At 71.5% G+C, this 15,105-nt stretch carries 17 protein-coding genes and 1 riboswitch; of the genes, 13 read left to right on the forward strand and 4 right to left on the reverse strand.

Translation table 11 applies throughout. The features are described 5' to 3' along the window. Positions 1 to 15 precede the first annotated feature (15 nt). A complete protein-coding gene (locus tag HNR16_RS16285) occupies positions 16 to 1,449 on the forward strand; it encodes an NAD(P)/FAD-dependent oxidoreductase (RefSeq protein WP_158038894.1) in 1,434 nt (477 codons plus the stop codon). Further along, positions 1,446 to 1,841, forward strand: coding sequence for a cupin domain-containing protein (locus HNR16_RS18920; RefSeq protein WP_158038895.1), 396 nt, complete (start codon positions 1,446 to 1,448; stop codon positions 1,839 to 1,841). The genes HNR16_RS16285 and HNR16_RS18920 overlap by 4 nt, the downstream gene beginning before the upstream one ends. Before the next feature lie 83 nt (positions 1,842 to 1,924). Here HNR16_RS18920 and HNR16_RS16295 read toward each other — a convergent pair whose 3' ends face one another. Then, entirely contained in the window at positions 1,925 to 2,833 is a 909-nt protein-coding gene (locus HNR16_RS16295; protein WP_158038896.1) for a class I SAM-dependent methyltransferase, read from the reverse strand. 4 nt (positions 2,834 to 2,837) lie between these two features. Further along, on the reverse strand, positions 2,838 to 3,461 hold the full coding sequence (locus HNR16_RS16300) for a nitroreductase family protein (protein ID WP_158038897.1): 624 nt from the start codon (positions 3,459 to 3,461) through the stop codon (positions 2,838 to 2,840). A gap of 64 nt (positions 3,462 to 3,525) precedes the next feature. Between HNR16_RS16300 and HNR16_RS16305 the strand changes: the two genes are divergently transcribed. Genes HNR16_RS16305 through HNR16_RS16320 form a run of 4 tightly spaced genes read left to right on the forward strand, consistent with a single transcriptional unit; the run spans position 3,526 to position 7,090 of the window. Beyond that, positions 3,526 to 4,881, forward strand: a complete 1,356-nt coding sequence (locus HNR16_RS16305; RefSeq protein ID WP_158038898.1) for a serine hydrolase domain-containing protein — start codon at positions 3,526 to 3,528, stop codon at positions 4,879 to 4,881. Between the two features lie 57 nt (positions 4,882 to 4,938). Continuing rightward, positions 4,939 to 5,565: an ArsR/SmtB family transcription factor gene (locus HNR16_RS16310; RefSeq protein ID WP_158038899.1), complete on the forward strand. Its 627-nt coding sequence runs from the start codon at positions 4,939 to 4,941 to the stop codon at positions 5,563 to 5,565. Positions 5,566 to 5,567: 2 nt separating this feature from the next. After that, complete coding sequence (locus HNR16_RS16315) at positions 5,568 to 6,707, forward strand: serine hydrolase domain-containing protein (protein ID WP_179558309.1); 1,140 nt, start codon at positions 5,568 to 5,570, stop codon at positions 6,705 to 6,707. After that, the gene (locus HNR16_RS16320; protein WP_158038901.1) at positions 6,704 to 7,090 is read left to right on the forward strand and encodes a hypothetical protein; all 387 of its coding nucleotides are present in this window, start codon (positions 6,704 to 6,706) and stop codon (positions 7,088 to 7,090) included. Before HNR16_RS16315 ends, HNR16_RS16320 begins: the two co-directional genes overlap by 4 nt. A 77-nt stretch (positions 7,091 to 7,167) precedes the next feature. Here HNR16_RS16320 and HNR16_RS16325 read toward each other — a convergent pair whose 3' ends face one another. Further along, the gene (locus HNR16_RS16325) at positions 7,168 to 8,007 is read right to left on the reverse strand and encodes an exodeoxyribonuclease III (protein ID WP_158038902.1); all 840 of its coding nucleotides are present in this window, start codon (positions 8,005 to 8,007) and stop codon (positions 7,168 to 7,170) included. A 120-nt stretch (positions 8,008 to 8,127) separates the two neighbouring features. Beyond that, complete coding sequence (locus HNR16_RS16330) at positions 8,128 to 9,867, reverse strand: Ig-like domain-containing protein (protein WP_158038903.1); 1,740 nt, start codon at positions 9,865 to 9,867, stop codon at positions 8,128 to 8,130. Positions 9,868 to 10,131: 264 nt separating this feature from the next. Here HNR16_RS16330 and HNR16_RS16335 point away from each other — a divergent pair, with 264 nt between their 5' ends. The 7 genes from HNR16_RS16335 (at position 10,132) to HNR16_RS16365 (ending at position 14,792) form a co-directional block, all read left to right on the forward strand. Further along, positions 10,132 to 10,857 carry a hypothetical protein gene (locus HNR16_RS16335; RefSeq protein WP_158038904.1) on the forward strand — a complete coding sequence of 242 codons (726 nt, stop codon included), beginning with the start codon at positions 10,132 to 10,134 and terminating at the stop codon, positions 10,855 to 10,857. After that, positions 10,850 to 11,149 carry a transcriptional regulator gene (locus HNR16_RS16340; RefSeq protein WP_158038905.1) on the forward strand — a complete coding sequence of 100 codons (300 nt, stop codon included), beginning with the start codon at positions 10,850 to 10,852 and terminating at the stop codon, positions 11,147 to 11,149. The genes HNR16_RS16335 and HNR16_RS16340 overlap by 8 nt, the downstream gene beginning before the upstream one ends. Further along, the gene (locus HNR16_RS16345; protein ID WP_179558310.1) at positions 11,146 to 12,030 is read left to right on the forward strand and encodes an ABC transporter ATP-binding protein; all 885 of its coding nucleotides are present in this window, start codon (positions 11,146 to 11,148) and stop codon (positions 12,028 to 12,030) included. The genes HNR16_RS16340 and HNR16_RS16345 overlap by 4 nt, the downstream gene beginning before the upstream one ends. A 59-nt stretch (positions 12,031 to 12,089) precedes the next feature. Beyond that, entirely contained in the window at positions 12,090 to 12,854 is a 765-nt protein-coding gene (locus HNR16_RS16350; RefSeq protein ID WP_158038906.1) for an ABC transporter permease, read from the forward strand. Between the two features lie 297 nt (positions 12,855 to 13,151). Next, on the forward strand, positions 13,152 to 13,712 hold the full coding sequence (pyrE, locus tag HNR16_RS16355; RefSeq protein WP_158038907.1) for an orotate phosphoribosyltransferase: 561 nt from the start codon (positions 13,152 to 13,154) through the stop codon (positions 13,710 to 13,712). A gap of 59 nt (positions 13,713 to 13,771) precedes the next feature. Next, complete coding sequence (locus HNR16_RS16360) at positions 13,772 to 14,317, forward strand: septum formation family protein (RefSeq protein ID WP_218868472.1); 546 nt, start codon at positions 13,772 to 13,774, stop codon at positions 14,315 to 14,317. A 52-nt stretch (positions 14,318 to 14,369) separates the two neighbouring features. Next, positions 14,370 to 14,792: an SRPBCC family protein gene (locus HNR16_RS16365; protein ID WP_179558312.1), complete on the forward strand. Its 423-nt coding sequence runs from the start codon at positions 14,370 to 14,372 to the stop codon at positions 14,790 to 14,792. 144 nt (positions 14,793 to 14,936) lie between these two features. Continuing rightward, positions 14,937 to 15,062: riboswitch (FMN riboswitch) on the forward strand. The last annotated feature ends 43 nt before the right edge of the window (positions 15,063 to 15,105 follow it).

Raw genomic sequence — 15,105 nt, forward strand, 5'->3', positions numbered from 1 at the left:
CGAGGAAGGACCACCATGCTCAGCTACGACCGCGCCGAGCGCGACATCCCGATCGAGCGCGTCCGCGCATCGCTCGCGGGTGCGTCCCCGACGCCCTACTGGCTCGACGACCCGCGGCGCCCGGCGGCACTGCCCGCGCTCGCGGCCGACGTCACGACCGACCTCGCCGTCGTCGGCGGGGGCTACACGGGCCTCTGGACGGCGCTCATGGCGAAGGAACGCGACCCCGGTCGTCGGGTCGTGCTGCTCGAGGGCAATCGCATCGCGTGGGCTGCGTCCGGCCGTAACGGCGGGTTCTGCGAGACGAGCCTCACCCACGGCGAGTCGAACGGTCGCACCCGCTTGCCCGACGAGGTCGATCTGCTCGACGAGCTCGGCGCACGGAACGTGCGCGAGATGGTCGAGACGATCGCGCGCTACGGCATGGACTGCGAGTGGGACCCCGTGGGCGTGCTCACCGTCGCGACCGAGCCGCACCAGATCGACTGGCTGCGCGAGGAGGCCGCCGAGACGCCCGGCACGACGTTCCTCGACGGGCCCGCGGTGCGCGCCGAGGTCGATTCGCCGCTCTACCTCGAGGGCCTGCGCGACCCGGGCGACGGCGCGATGGTGAGCCCGGCCCACCTCGCCTGGGAGCTGCGCCGTGTCTGCCTCGAGCTCGGCGTCGAGATCTTCGAGCACACGCCCGTCCGCAAGCTGCACGCCGACGAGCACGTGATCCGCCTCGAGACCGACGGCGGCACCGTCCACGCGACGGACGTCGCGCTCGGCACGAACGTGTTCCCCGCGCTCCTGCCCGCCGCACGGCTCTACACGATCCCCGTCTACGACTACGCGCTCATGACCGAGCCCCTGAGCGACGAACAGCTCGCCTCGATCGGCTGGGCCGGACGCTACGGCATCTCCGACCTCAACAACCGCTTCCACTACTCGCGCCTCACGCGCGACCACGAGGGGCGCACCCGCATCCTCTACGGCGGCTACGACCCCGTGTACCACTTCGGCGGTCGCATCAAGCGCTCCTACGACCAGCGGCCCGAGACGTTCGAGAAACTCGCGGCGCACTTCGCCGCGACCTATCCGCAGCTCGACGGCCTACGCTTCTCGCACGCGTGGGGCGGCGCGATCGACACGTGCAGCCGCTTCTTCTCGTTCTTCGCGACCGCGCACCGCGGCCGCGTCACGCACGCCGCGGGCTTCACGGGACTCGGCGTCGGCGCGACGCGCTTCGCCGCGAACGTCATGCTCGATCTGCTGAGCGGCGAGGAGACCGAGCGGACGAGGCTCGAGCTCGTGCGCACGAAGCCGATCCCCTTCCCGCCCGAGCCGTTCGCGTCCATCGGCGCGGGCATCTCCCTCGCCGAGATGGCGCGCGCCGACCGCAACGAGGGCCGACGAGGACTGTGGCTCAAGACGATGGACGCCGTCGGGCTGGGGTTCGACTCGTGAGCGGCGCACTCGGACCGAACCGTGCGATCGACGCGCTCGGCCCCGTCTTCGAGGCCGACGCGCACGAGGCCGTCGAGGGGTGGCAGCTCGTGGCCGGCGACCCGACGACCGCGACACGCGAACTCGCCGCGCAGGGCGGCGTCGAGGTGGGCATCTGGGAGCTCACGGCGGGCGTCGCCGCCGACGTCGAGATCGACGAGGTCTTCGTCGTGCTCTCGGGCGCCGGGACGGTCGAGTTCCCCGACGACCCCGACCTCGGACCGCTCCACGTGCGCGCGGGCACCGTCGCACGTCTCGCGGCGGGAACGCGCACGCGCTGGACCGTCGAGGGCGAGCCGCTGCGGAAGGTCTACATCGCCCTTCCCGAGGCGGACCGGCCGACCGGCGACTGACGTGACGGCGCCCGGAACGCGCGGCCGGGCGCCGTGCCGCCGGAACCGGGACGGTGATCGCCCGATGCGCACGACGCCGAGGCTCAGTCCGTGGCCGGCCCCCCCGGTGCGACCGCGGTGATCGTGAAGCTGAGGGGGAGGAGCCCCCGGTCGGCGGACGGCAGCTCGTACGTGCCGTCGCCGCGCTCCACGAGGTTCGCGAGCGGTCTCCACGGCAGCGTCGTCCCCTCGTGCATGCCCGTGATCCTGAGCCCTGCGCCGAGGAGCGCCGTCACGATCTCGCCGAGCGAGTGCGGCCACTCGAACGTGCGTGAGTTCGCGATCGGCGTCTCGTCGCCCGTGTACGTCTCGGTCTCGTCCCACGAATCGGGCGTGCCGTCCGGGATCGTTCGGTAGCGGACGACGTACTGCCCGTCGTCGCGTTCGTCGTCGAGCGCGAGCACCTGCGGGTGCGCGTCGCGGATGAAGAACACGCCACCCGGCCGCAGCAGCCCGGCGATGCCCGCCGCCCACGCCTCGAGGTCACGGAACCACGTGATCGTGCCGATCGACGTGTAGACGACGTCGACGCGCCTCGCGACCGCGTCCGCCGCGCGCGTCACGTCGCTCTCGACGAACGAGCCGGCCGTGCCGGTCGCGGCGAACAGTCGCCGCGCGACGTCGAGCGCGGCGGGCGAGAAGTCGACCCCCGTGACGTCGGCGCCGAGTCGCGCGAGCGAGAGCGTGTCGGTGCCGATGTGGTACTGGAGGTGCACGAGGTCCAGCCCGTCCAACGGCCGTGCGGCGCCGGGATCACGGCCGACCGCGCGTGCGAGCGGCGCGCGGTCGTCGCACACGACACCCGAGAGGAACCCCGGATCCGCGACGAAGCGCTCGATCCCGTAGGCCGCAGAGCGCTCGTGGACGCCCGTGCGCTCCTCCCAGTTCGCGAGGTTCGCGGCCGCCGCGACCGCATCGTCGGCGGGCTCGCCCTCGGACACGACCGGCGTCATGGCATCAGCGTCCGTCGATGTCGGGCACGTCGAGCGCGGCACCCGCGACGGGCCGCAGCAGCACCTCGTCGAGCGGCTTGCGCGAGCGGCGCGACGGCGCGAGCTCGTCGAACTCGCGCACGGCCTCGGGAACGTCATCGGCGTGGCTCCACCGACCGACGGCGATCACGGCTCGCGGCTCGAGCGTCGCGGGCAACTCGAACGAGGACACGATGCGATCGGCCGCGAAGCCCGCCATCTGCCGCGTCGCGAGACCGAGCGCCGAGGCCTGCACGGTGAGGTGCGCGACCGACTGGCCGAGGTCGTAGAGCCCCCACGGCAGCGCCTTGCCGTCGCGCTCCGTCTCGACGACCGCCACGACGAGCGCGCTCGCCCGGCCGGCCCACGTGCGGTTGCCGGGCGCGAGTGCCTCGACGACCGCGTCGAAGTCGGCGGAGCCGCGGCGCGCGAACACGAACTTCCAGGGCTGCGAGTTGCTGTGCGAGGGCGACCAGCGCGCGGCCTCGAGCAGGACCGCGACATCGGCGTCGGACAGCTCGAACGCCGCGTCGTAGCCGCGCGGGCTCCAGCGTTCGGCGAGGATCGGCGTGACGTCGAACTCGGTCTCGGTCGGTGCGGCGGTGGTCATCGTCGGGGTCCTCCGTGGGGATCGGCTGAGCGCCGGTGGGCGCCGTTCTGGGACAATTCTCGCCGTGACTCGAGCCACCACCAATTCGGCGACGTCGTCCGGCGACACACGTTCCGCCGCGCGACGGCGGCGTCTCCTACCCGCGGCGATGCTCGTCGCCCTCTCGACTCTGCTCGCGGCGTGCGCATCGGGCGGCGACGGGATCGGCACGCCCCCGCCCGTCCCCACGCGCGAGGCGAGCTTCGACACGACCGCGATCGAGGAGGCCATGACCGCGACGCTCGATGCGGGTGCGCCGGCCGTGCTCGTCGAGGTCCGCGACGGTGACGAGGTGTGGCGCTCCGCACGCGGGACGAGCGCGGTCGTCGGCGGCGCCGTGGCCGATCCGCTCGCGGCCGTCCGCGTCGCGAGCGTCACGAAGTCGATGATGGGTGTGCTCCTCATGCAGCTCGTGGAGGACGGTGATCTCGACCTCGACACACGCATCGAACGGTACCTGCCGGGTGTCGTCGATCCGGCGCAGCCCGTGACGGTGCGGCAGCTCGCGAACCACACCTCGGGCATGCCCGACTACATCGACACGTTCCCGCTCGACGACCCGACCGCCGTGTCCGCCATGCTCACGGCCGAGTACACGCCCCAGGAGCTCATCGAACGCGTCGCCGACGTCCCCTGGCTGAGCGATCCCGGGACCGAGTTCCACTACTCGAACACGAACTACCTCGTCCTCACACTGCTGATCGAGGAGCTCACGGGCGAGTCGCTGCCCGATGTGCTCGCGGAACGCGTGGCCGGGCCCGGCGCGCTCGAATCCACGAGCCTGCCGCTCGACACGAGCATGCCCGAGGGGGCCGCGCACGGGTACTTCACGACGAACGGCATCTACGTCGACGTCACGGAGCAGTCGGGATCCCTCTGGTGGGGCGCGGGCGGGGTCGTCTCGACCGTGGGTGACATCAATACGTTCTACCGCGGGCTCTTCCAGGGTACCTACCTGCCCGACGAGGCGGTGTCGGAACTCATCGACCTCGGCCCCGAGGGGTACGGGCTCGGGATCCAGGGGCACGTCGATCCGTGTCCCGCGCCCGAGCCGACCGCGACTCCCGTCGAGACGACGTCGGATCCCGTGGCGCCGACGGACGAGGCGACGGCCGACGGTGGAGCGACCGGCGACGCGGCCGGAAGTCCGTCCCCGAGTGCGTCGAGCACGCCGCTCGGGGTGCCCGGCATGACCTACGGGCATCTCGGGTCCGGGCTCGGATACCGGATCCTCTCGTTCTCCTCGCCGGACGGCGAGCGCCAGGTGACCGTCTCGTGGACGGCCTCGCCACCCGACTACGGCGACGACCCGCGGCTCGCGCCCGCGTGGGCGGTCGTCGATGCCGCGCTGACCGCGACCTGCCACACCGGGACACCCTGACCTGGGTGCACCCGCCGAGGGGTCGCGCGAAACCGAGTTCTCAATTATTCTGGAATTATGGAATTCCAGGAATCCGGTGGTGGCGCGTCACCCGACGCCCCCGACGACCGTCGCGAGAGCGCGTCGGAGGATGCGGTCGAGGCGCGCGTCGCGCGCATCGAGGAACGGCTCGACACCCTCGTGAACGCCCTGCTCGACAAGCCGATCGACGCGGTCGAACCACCCGCCGCACCCACCGCGCGGGCGGCCGAGCGAGGGGCGCGTTCGTCGGGCGAGGGCGACGATCCCTTCTGGGCGCTCACGGGGCTCCGAGAGCGGTCCCAGGGCACGGGCGCCGTGCTCTACACGGGGACCGTCGACTCGGGCGCAGGGCGCATCGAGTACCAGTGGTCGCGCCCCACTGAGGAGATCCTCTCGCGCGACTGGGACCGCGCGGCGGGCCGGCTCGCGGCGCTCGGTCACCCGGTGCGACTCGAGATGCTCCGACTTCTGCTCGCCGGCGAACGCACAGTGGCCGAGATCGTCGACGAGCTCGATCTCGGGTCCTCGGGCGTCGCGTACCACCACCTCCAACAGCTCGAGGCCGCGGGCTGGGTGCACACCACGACGCGCGGCCGACGCGACATCCCACCGAGCCGTGTCGTCGCGCTGCTCACCGCGATCCTGTCGACCGAGGAAGGCTGACCGTGCACACCACCCCCGACCCCACGTCCGCACCCGTTCCCCCGAACGCGTCCCCACCGTCGAGCGGTCCACCCCGCCCTCGAGCGATCGCGATCGTCACGGCCGCCGTCGCCGCGGGAGTCGTCGCCGTCGCGGGACTCCTCGCGATCCCCGCTCCCCGCGGCCTGGCGGAGCCCACGGGCGACGCCGCACTGATCGATGCACTCGCCCCCGCCCTCGCAGGCCACCACGTCGTGGCGGCCGTCCTCGTCGACGGTGCCGGGACGCGGCACGCGGGCTTCGGGGCCGACGAGTCGCACGAGTTCGAGATCGGCTCGGTCACGAAGACGGTCACGGCCTCGCTCCTCGCCGACGCGGTCGAGCGCGGTGAGGTGACCCTCGACACGACCGTCGCCGACCTCGTCGGGGAACGCGCGAGCGGGAGCCCCGCCGCCGACGTGACCCTCCGCGAGCTCGCGTCCCACACATCGGGCCTGCCCCGGCTCGATGCCACGACCACTGCGGCGTCGATCGTGCCCGGCATCCTGCGGCACGATCCGTACAGCCTGGCTCCCGACGAGGTCGTCGACGCGGCACTCGCCGAGCAATTGACCACGCGGGGGACCGTCGCGTACTCGAACCTCGGCAGTGCGCTGCTCGGGCAGCTCCTCGCCGAGCGCGCGGGCGTGCCGTTCGAGAAGCTCGCGGCCGAGCGCTTCGTCGCGCCCCTCGGGCTCGGGGCCACGAGATTCCCGACCACGCCCGCCGAGCTCGGCCCGGGAGCACCGACCGGCGCGAACGAGGCGCGGCAGTCGGCGGGAGCGTGGACGATGCGCGGCTACGCACCCGCCGGCTGCGCCCGGTCGACGACCGCGGATCTCGCGATCGTGCTGCGGGCCGCGATGTCTGGTGAACTGCCGGGCCAGGAGCCGTTCGAGGCGGTCGCGCCCGTCGGTGAGGGGACGGAGGTCGGTCTCGCGTGGTTCCGGACGAGCCTCGACGACGGGCGGAACGTCGTGTGGCACAACGGGATGACGGGCGGCTTCGCGTCGTTCGTCGGCTACGTCGAGGGCGAGGAGCGCGGCATCGCGATCCTCACCGACACCGCGGCGTCGGTCGACGAGGTCGCATTCGGGATCCTCGAGGGGAGCGTGCCCGCATGATCGCCGTGCTCATCGGTATCGGTGTCGTCTACCTGGCCATGCTCGGGTGGGCGTGCTGGGTCCTCGTCCGCCGCGATCTCGACGGCATCCGCCTCGTCGGCCGCGTCGCCGAGGTCGTCGCGCTCGTGCTCGTGGGCGGGCTGCTCGGCCTGTGGGGACTCGTGCCCGCCTGGCTCGCCTGGCTCGTCGTCGTGCTCGCCGCGCTCGCGGTCGCGATCGGCGTGCTCCGGCGCCTCGGTGTGCTCCCACCGAGTGGCAGGCCCGCCGTGCGTGAACGGCCCGACGGCCGGGCGCGGCCCGTGTGGCCCTCGATCGTGAGCACGGTCGTGGGCGTGTTCATCGCGCTCGCGGTGGGCGCGCTGACGGTCGTCGCGGGAGCCTGACGCGGCGCGCGACAGCGCGCGACGGCGCGGCGGGGGAGCGGTTCGCGACGGATCTGAAGTCGGATGAGCGGCTCGGGTCAGAAGATCATCGGCCGGTCGTCGTCGATCGAGGTCTCCATGTCGAGCTCGACGACGACCGGGACGTGATCGCTCGGCGCATCGCCAGCGCGTTCGTCGCGCTCGATGGTCGCGTCGACGACGAGATCGGCGAACGACGAGGAGCCGAGCACGAAGTCGATGCGCATGCCCTCGTTCTTCGGGAATCGACCGGCCTTGTAGTCCCAGTACGTGTACCCCTCGACGCCGCGATCGCGCACGACGTCCGTGAGTCCGTCGTCGAGGAACGCCTGGAACGCGGCACGCTCCGGCGCCGAGACGTGCGTGTGGCCCTCGAACACGGACATGTCCCACACGTCGATGTCGAGCGGCGCGATGTTGAAGTCACCCATGAGCGCGAGCGGCTGATCGGGATTCGCGCGACGCCACGCATCCGTGTCGGCACGGAGCGCATCGAGCCAGCGCAGCTTGTAGTCGTAGTGCGGATGCCCGAGCTCGCGACCGTTCGGGACGTAGAGCGACCAGAGCCGGACGCCCTCGACCGAGACCGCGAGAGCGCGGGCCTCGAGCGGAAGCTCACCCGACTCGGGCGGCGTGTTCGCGTAGCCGGGCATACCGTCGAAGCCGACCTGCACCTCCTCGATCGGCAGGCGGCTCGCGAACGCGACGCCGTTCCACTGGTTGGTGCCGACGACCTCGAGCTCGTACCCCGCCTCCTCGAACGCCTCGCGAGGGAACTGCGCGGGGGTGCACTTCGTCTCCTGCATCGCGAGCACGTCGATGTCCCGACGCTCGAGGAAGTCGACGATGCGGCCGAACCGGGCTCGGACGGAGTTCACGTTCCAGGTGGCGATACGCATGTGCTCACGCTATCGCCCGGCCGGGAGCGCACGGGCGTGGCGTGCGCGGGGGAACGACGAGGGCGGCACCCCGGAGGGTGCCGCCCTGTCATGCACTCGGCGTGAGCCGAGCGGGTACCGCTACTTGCGGGCCGCCCGTGCGCGCACCAGGACGATCGCCGCGCCAGCGATGAGCGCTGCTGCCGCCGCGAGGAACGGCACGGCGTCGAACGTCCCGCCGGTCTGCGCGAGGCTCGGGGGAACCGGTGTCGAGCTGGTCGGCGTGGTGGGCACCGTGGTCGGCGGCACCGTCGTGGACGGGGTCGTCGGCGGCGTGGTCGCCTCGGCCGACGCCTCGGCGGCCCACACGTCCTCGTCCTCGACCGGGATGCCCGTGACGGCGCCCGCGGCCGTGACGTGTGCCGTGTCGGCGTGCGTCTCCGACGCGGCGAGCGTCAGCGTGCCGGTGCAGAGGAACGAAGCGCCGGGTGCGAGCAGCACGTCCGTGATCTTCACGACACCGGAGGCGTCCGCATCGAACGTGCGCCCGTCGACCGTGCACTGCACGTTCGTGAGGGCGGGGCCGTCGGTCGTGAGGTCGCTCACGACGATGCTGCCGAGCGTCTCGATCCCGATGTTCGTGACCGTCGCCGCGACGGTCGTCTCGGCGCCGGGCTCGACGGTGAGGGCACCCGTGTCGTAGTCACCCTCGGGCTGGTTCACGGGCTCGTACTCGGGGCCCGCCGTGATCTGGGGCACGCCGTCGACGAACTGCACGCCCTCCCACTCACCGGAGTACTTCTCGATGTCGATCGCGGGGCCGGGAACGCCCGAGCCGTAGCCGCCGGCGCCGAATGCCTGCACGACCTTCGTGTACGTCTCGGTCTCGGTGCCGTCGAGGATGACCTCGATCGCGTTGTCGTACGCCGGCTTGATGCCGACGGTCGTGGTGCCGTCGACGACCGGTCGACCGGCCTCGTCCGTGACGAGGTTCGAGTAGTAGACGACGCGGATCTGCGGGTCGACGAGCGACGCGGGCTTCGTCACCGTGAAGGTGAAGGTGCCGTCGTCGTTGCACGTCGTGGTGAGCGAGGCGCTGTCCGGGACGGGCTGGCCCCAACGGCCGGTCGCGATGTCGCGGCCCTCGAGGTGCGGCTCGAGCCCGGGGATGACCTTGCCGTCACGGCAGACCTGCAGGCTCGTGTCGAGCGTGTCCTTGACGACCGCCTGCGTCCAGCCCGTGTTCGAGAGCTGGGCGACCCACGTGATGTGCGGGCCGTTCGCGTTGATGAGTGACCCGTCGGCGTTCTGGCCGGTCGACTCGTACTCGGAGTCGTACCACCAGCCGTTCTTGCCGAGCCAGTCGGGGCCGGGGGTGGGGACGTCGCCCGTGACCGTCACCTGGGTGCCGAACAGGTCCACCGTCTGGGTGGGCGTGTTCACGTCCACCTTCTCGGTGTTGAACGTCGAACGGAAGTTCGCCGAACCCGTGACGTCACGGTGGGCCTCGACGTAGGGGAGGAGCGTGATCGTCAGCACGCCGGCGGCGCGATCGATCGAGACGTCGGCGACGGGCGTGCTGTCGCTCTCCGAGACGGTCATCGTGAAGTCCGCGATCGAGGCCCAGTCCAGCCCCTCGGGGAGCTCGAGGGTCATCGTGTCGCCGGCCTTCGAGCCGTTCGGCACGGTCCAGTCGAAGGTGACCTCGACGTACTCCCAGTGCGCGTACTGCTGCTTGTCGGTCTTCACGTTCGAGATGCCGGAATCACCGCTGTTCGGGATCTCGGCGGCACTCGCCGCGGTCGACACGCCGAACAGGCCGGTGAGCGCGATGAGCACGCCCACGACCAGTGCGAGCGTGGCTCGGATCTGTCGGATCACAGTTCCCCCTGAACCATCCGCCTCTGTGCAGTCGATCCGGCTCGGGTGCCGGATCTCGTACATCCCGCACGAGGCCGGGCACGCATGTGCCCAGCTCATTATGAGCGACACTCGGGAGCGAGGTCGATGGGGAGTGGGATGGGGAGTTCCGTTCGACGATCGGTCAGTCCCCTCGGTCGTGATGGGCCCGCGTTTCTGCGTGTGCGCCGCGCCCGATTCCGGAGAGGCATTGTCGCAAACTGGTTTGTGACGCAAACTGGATTCATGGCGACACACGACTTCACACGCGAAACGGGGAGCGGCGGTACCCACGGCCCCGCGGGCGACGGTGACGTGCCGCTCGACCCGAGTGACATGGCCAGGCTCATGCGCACGCAGGCCGACCGGACCAGGCGCCCCGACATCCGGGTGCTGCGGTGGCTGTTCGTCCTCACCGGCGTGGGGTGGTTCGTCGGGTTCGGGCTCCTGTGGTCGAGTGAGCGCGGCGGCAACCCGCTCTTCCGATTGCCGAGCGACGCGGCCGACATCGCCTACGCCGTGGTCGTCGCGCTGAGCTCGCTCGCGGCGTGCCTGCTCGGTGCACTCGTCGGGCGCGGCATGTCGGGCCCCCGAGCCCGGACCGGAGCGATCTACGGGTTCGCGTGGCCCATCGCGATGGCGGGGGCCGTTCTCTTCGGTATCGGCCTCGTTCGCGCAGGTATGCCCGCCCCCGTCGCGGAACTCTACTTCCCCGGCGCGTGCTGTCTCGTCGCCGGCGTCCTGAGTATCTGCGGGAGCGCGATCTGGCCCTCGCGGGAACGCCTCGCGCTCGGTGGACTGCTCATCGCCACGACGATCGTCGCGACGCTCCTCGGCACGCCACACCACGCGCTCGTCTACGCGGTCGTCGCAGGCGGGGCCTTCGTCGTCGCGGGCATCCGAACGGGCGCACGGGCGGGCGGCGCCGACGACGCCCGATCCGCTCCCGACCCGGGAGCCGCGCGTGGATGAGCTCGATCCGCTCATCCACGTGCCCTCCCGACTGCGCATCATGACGACACTCGACGAACTGCTCGACGACGGCGACCGCCTCACGTTCCCCCGGCTGCGCGAGCTGCTCGGCATGACCGCCGGAAACCTCACGACACATCTCGGCCGACTCGAGCAGGCCGGGTACGTCGTGATCGAGAAGGGATTCAGCGGACGCAAGCCCGTCACGCGCATCGGTCTGACCCTCGCGGGCCGACTCGCGTTCCACACCTATCGCGAGGCCCTGCTGAAACTCATCGGGGGTGCGTCGTGACCACCGTCCTGTCCGTCGGTGACGTCGTCAAGCGGTTCGGCGAGGTGACCGCACTCGATCACGTCTCGCTCGGCATCGGCGCGGGCGAGAGCGTCGGCGTCCTCGGGCCGAACGGCGCGGGCAAATCGACACTGCTCGGCCTGGCGCTCGGGCTCCGGGCCCCGACATCGGGCCGTGTGCGGCTGCTGGGCGGGGACCCGCGGGATCCGGAGCGTCGACAACAGGTCGGCTCGACACCGCAACGCTCCTCGCTGCCCGAACCGCTCCGCGTCGGCGAGGTGCTCCACTACGTCGCCGCCCACTACCGGAACCCGGTGCCGGCGGCGCAGCTCGCCGAGGAGTTCGGCCTCGGCGACCTGCTCCGTCGCCAGTGCGGCTCGCTCTCGGGCGGGCAGCAGCGACGCGTCGGCATCGCGCTCGCGTTCATCGGGGCGCCACGCATCGTCGTCCTCGACGAGCCGACGGTCGGACTCGACCTCGAGGGACGCGCCGCGCTGTGGGAGGTGCTGCGCCGCAAGCACCGCGAGGGCTGCACGATCATCGTGACGAGCCACCATCTCGACGAGATCGAGGCGCTCGCGAAGCGCGTCGTCGTGATCGACCGCGGCCGCGTTCTCGCGGACGATCCGCTCGCCGACGTCCTGCGACGGGTGGACGTGCAGCACGTCTCGGTGCGCGACGCCGACCCGGCCGCGCTGCGAGCGATCGATCCATCGGCCGACGTCGCGGTCGATCCCGAGACGCGCACGGTGAACGTCGTGACGCGCGACGCCGACCGGTTCGTCCGCGGACTCGTCGGAACCGGCACGCCGTTCCGTGATCTGACGGTTCGTGGCGCGACGCTCGAGGAGGCGTTCGTCGCGATCACGAGGGGCCCGTGAGCCGAATCCGCGCCCCCGCGCCCCCACCCCGATCGACCCGCACCGAATCAGGAGGACTCATGACGACGATCGTCGGCGGCACCCGCCTCGCCCTCGTGCACGCGAAGTACGCACTGCTCGAACAGTCCCGCGTCCCCATCGCCATCATCAGCTCGCTCGCGTTCCCGGTACTCATCTTCTGCTTCTTCGTGCTGCCGGTCGAGGCCGTGCGGGAGAATCCCGCCGCCGCCACGGCGACCATGTTCGCGATGATCGTGTTCGCGTTCATGTCGAACGGACTCTTCTCGTTCGGGCTCGATCTCGCTCAACAGCGCGAACTGCCCTGGGTCCCCTACCTGCGCACGCTGCCGGGGCCGCCCGCGAGCCGTCTCGCCGGCCTCGTGCTCTCGACCCTCGTGACCGCATCGCTCGCGATGGTGCTCGTCCTGACGATCGGGCTGCTGTTCACCGCGGCGCGCCCGGAGCCGCTCGCCGTCGTCGTCGCCGGACTCGCGGTGATCGTCTCGTCGGTGCCGTCCGCGCTCCTCGGACTCATCATCGGCACGGCTTGCAGCGCGAAGGCGGCCATTGCGGTGACACAGCTCGTGATGTTCACGACGGCGTTCGCGTCGGGCCTCTTCATGCCGCCCGAGGTCTTCCCCGCGTGGCTCGAGCTCGGGAGCCGCATCCTGCCCGTGCGTGCTGCGCGGGACCTCACGATCTCGATCGCGCTCGGCGAGGCGATCCCCGTCTGGGCGATCCCCGTTCTGCTCGCGTGGACCATCGCACTCGGGGTGATCGGCATCCGCCTCTACCGCCGCGACGAGGGGCGTCGTTTCCGCTGACACCGGCCCCGCGAGGGGGAGCGGGTGCCGACCGGGCGGATCGTGCAGTCGACCCGCCCGACCGGTTTCGCTCTCTTTCACGCAGCCCCCCGGCTGGGAGAGCACCGACGCCCGGCATCGAGAACGGCTCGTTCTCACGGCGAACGCGGGCCCCGGTGGCGACGACGCCGCCACCGGCAGTGTCGAGCGACACCGTCCGTCTCGAACCATAGCCGTTCGTCGGGGCAATGTCGACGATGACTCGCTGGCCCCCACGGGCACCCGTCCGACCGGTGCGTCACGCGTAGGATCGGTGCCGTGACTGACGACCGATCCGCGCTCATCCAGCTCATCCGCGACGAGGCCGTGTTCCACGGCGACTTCACCCTCACGAGCGGGGCGAAGGCGAGCTACTACATCGATCTGCGCAAGCTCAGCCTCGACCACCGCGCGGCACCGCTCATCGGTCGCATCCTGCTCGACCTCGTCGACGAGTTCGGCGACATCGACGCGGTCGGCGGGCTCACGATGGGTGCCGATCCGCTCGCGAACGCCGTCCTCCACCAGGGCGTCGCGCAGGGGCGTGAGATCGACGCGTTCGTCGTGCGCAAGGAGCCCAAGGACCACGGTCGGGGCCGCCAGGTCGAAGGCCCCGATCTGTCCGGGAAGCGCGTCGTCGTCCTCGAGGACACCTCGACGACCGGCGGATCGCCGCTCACCGCCATCGAGGCGCTCGAGAAGGTCGGCGCCGAGGTCGTCGGTGTCGCCGTCATCGTCGACCGCGCGACCGACGCGAAGAAGCGCATCGAGGACGCCGGGTACCTGTACCGGTACGCGATCGGCCTCGAGGACCTCGGGCTCGCGCCGTCGGCGGCCTGATGGGCGCGGGATCACCCGGCGACGAGCGGCCCGCCCCCTCCCGTCGTCGGTCGCTCGACGTGGAACGCCCGCGGCGCCCACGTCGCGCGGTGCTCCTCGTGTCGCTGCTCGCCGGGGCGCTCCTCATCGGCGGGGTCGTGTTCGGCGTGATCGTGCGCCCGTTCTCGACGGGGGCCGACCCCGACGCGACCCCGGCCGCGCCCGGAGCGCCCGTCGATCCCGCGGGCACGGCCGGGACGATACTCGCGGCACAGCTCCAGCCGGGGCAGTGCTTCGCGAGCTTCGAGTCGGCGTGGCAGCCGAGCTTCGAGCTCGCCGATTGCGCGGCGCCGCACGCCGCGCAACTCACGGCCGTCATCGCCGCCGATCAGGCGCTCGGCGCCGACGCGTATCCCGGACAGGACACGCTCCGCGCCGAAGCGATGCGCGCCTGCCAGGCGCCGAGCGCCATCGCGACTGACGTCGCCGCGTCGATCGACGACCTCGTCCTCGATGCGTCCTACCCGCTCACCGAGACCGAGTGGAACGCGGGCGATCGCTCCTACCGCTGCTTCGCGTCGCGATCGATGGGAGAACCGCTCACCTCGAGCCTCGCCGTCGGCTGACGAGGGGCCGACCGCGGCGTGGCGCACATGCGCGCGCCGCTACGATTCCCGCATGACCCACGTGAGCGAGTCCATCGACATCGGCGTTCCGGCTGAGACCATCTACGCCCTGTTCGACGACACGCAGGCCCTTCCGAGCCTCGTGTCCTTCGTCAAGTCCGTCGAGCCGGCCGGCGACAACCTGACCCACTGGGTCGTCGAGGTCGCCGGCGTCAAGCGCGAGTTCGACGCGAAGCGCGTCGTCGCCGAGGCGCCCGTGCGCTCTCGCTGGGAGTCCGCGACCCCCGGCGTCGACTTCTCCATCGAGGCGCGCACGGATGCGACCGGTCCGACGTCGACGCGCTTCTCGCTCGACGCCGAGTTCGACGCGGGCCGCGCCGAGCGTCTCGGCCTCGCGAAGGCCGTCGCGGGCAAGCTCGTGTCCTCCGAACTCAAGAAGGTCAAGCAGCAGCTCGAGGCGTCGCACGGCGCCTGACCCACGACTCCACCCGCCACGGCCGGCGCCCACGGGCGTCGGCCGTCGGCGTTCACGGGCGACGCGACGTTGCGGTCCGTGACGTCGCGGCGGACCCCGCACGGTGCCGTGTGGGACGAATGGGGTTAGGGTGTGCAAAGAGTTCAAGTGCTCCAGGGTCGGTGTAAGTCCGAACCGGCGGTAGAGTCCGCGAGCCTCGGCCCTCGGGCCCTGGTTGATCCGGTGTGATTCCGGAACCGACGGTGAAAGTCCGGATGGGAGGAGTGCTCGGTCGTCGGCGATCCGCCGACCGCTCGTGGTCGACCCTGCACGG

The organism is Pseudoclavibacter chungangensis (genome assembly GCF_013410545.1).
In the GTDB taxonomy this organism is placed as follows: Bacteria; Actinomycetota; Actinomycetes; order Actinomycetales; family Microbacteriaceae; genus Pseudoclavibacter; species Pseudoclavibacter chungangensis.

Excerpts from the sequence above, each read along its gene's own strand:
- HNR16_RS16365 (WP_179558312.1), top strand. The coding sequence starts at position 14,370 with ATGACCCACGTGAGCGAGTCCATCGACATCGGCGTTCCGGCTGAGACC.
- HNR16_RS16350 (WP_158038906.1), top strand. The coding sequence starts at position 12,090 with ATGACGACGATCGTCGGCGGCACCCGCCTCGCCCTCGTGCACGCGAAG.
- HNR16_RS16310 (WP_158038899.1), top strand. The coding sequence starts at position 4,939 with ATGGAATTCCAGGAATCCGGTGGTGGCGCGTCACCCGACGCCCCCGAC.
- HNR16_RS16285 (WP_158038894.1), top strand. The coding sequence starts at position 16 with ATGCTCAGCTACGACCGCGCCGAGCGCGACATCCCGATCGAGCGCGTC.
- HNR16_RS16300 (WP_158038897.1), bottom strand. The coding sequence starts at position 3,461 with ATGACCACCGCCGCACCGACCGAGACCGAGTTCGACGTCACGCCGATC.
- HNR16_RS16335 (WP_158038904.1), top strand. The coding sequence starts at position 10,132 with ATGGCGACACACGACTTCACACGCGAAACGGGGAGCGGCGGTACCCAC.
- HNR16_RS16325 (WP_158038902.1), bottom strand. The coding sequence starts at position 8,007 with ATGCGTATCGCCACCTGGAACGTGAACTCCGTCCGAGCCCGGTTCGGC.
- HNR16_RS16320 (WP_158038901.1), top strand. The coding sequence starts at position 6,704 with ATGATCGCCGTGCTCATCGGTATCGGTGTCGTCTACCTGGCCATGCTC.
- HNR16_RS16295 (WP_158038896.1), bottom strand. The coding sequence starts at position 2,833 with ATGACGCCGGTCGTGTCCGAGGGCGAGCCCGCCGACGATGCGGTCGCG.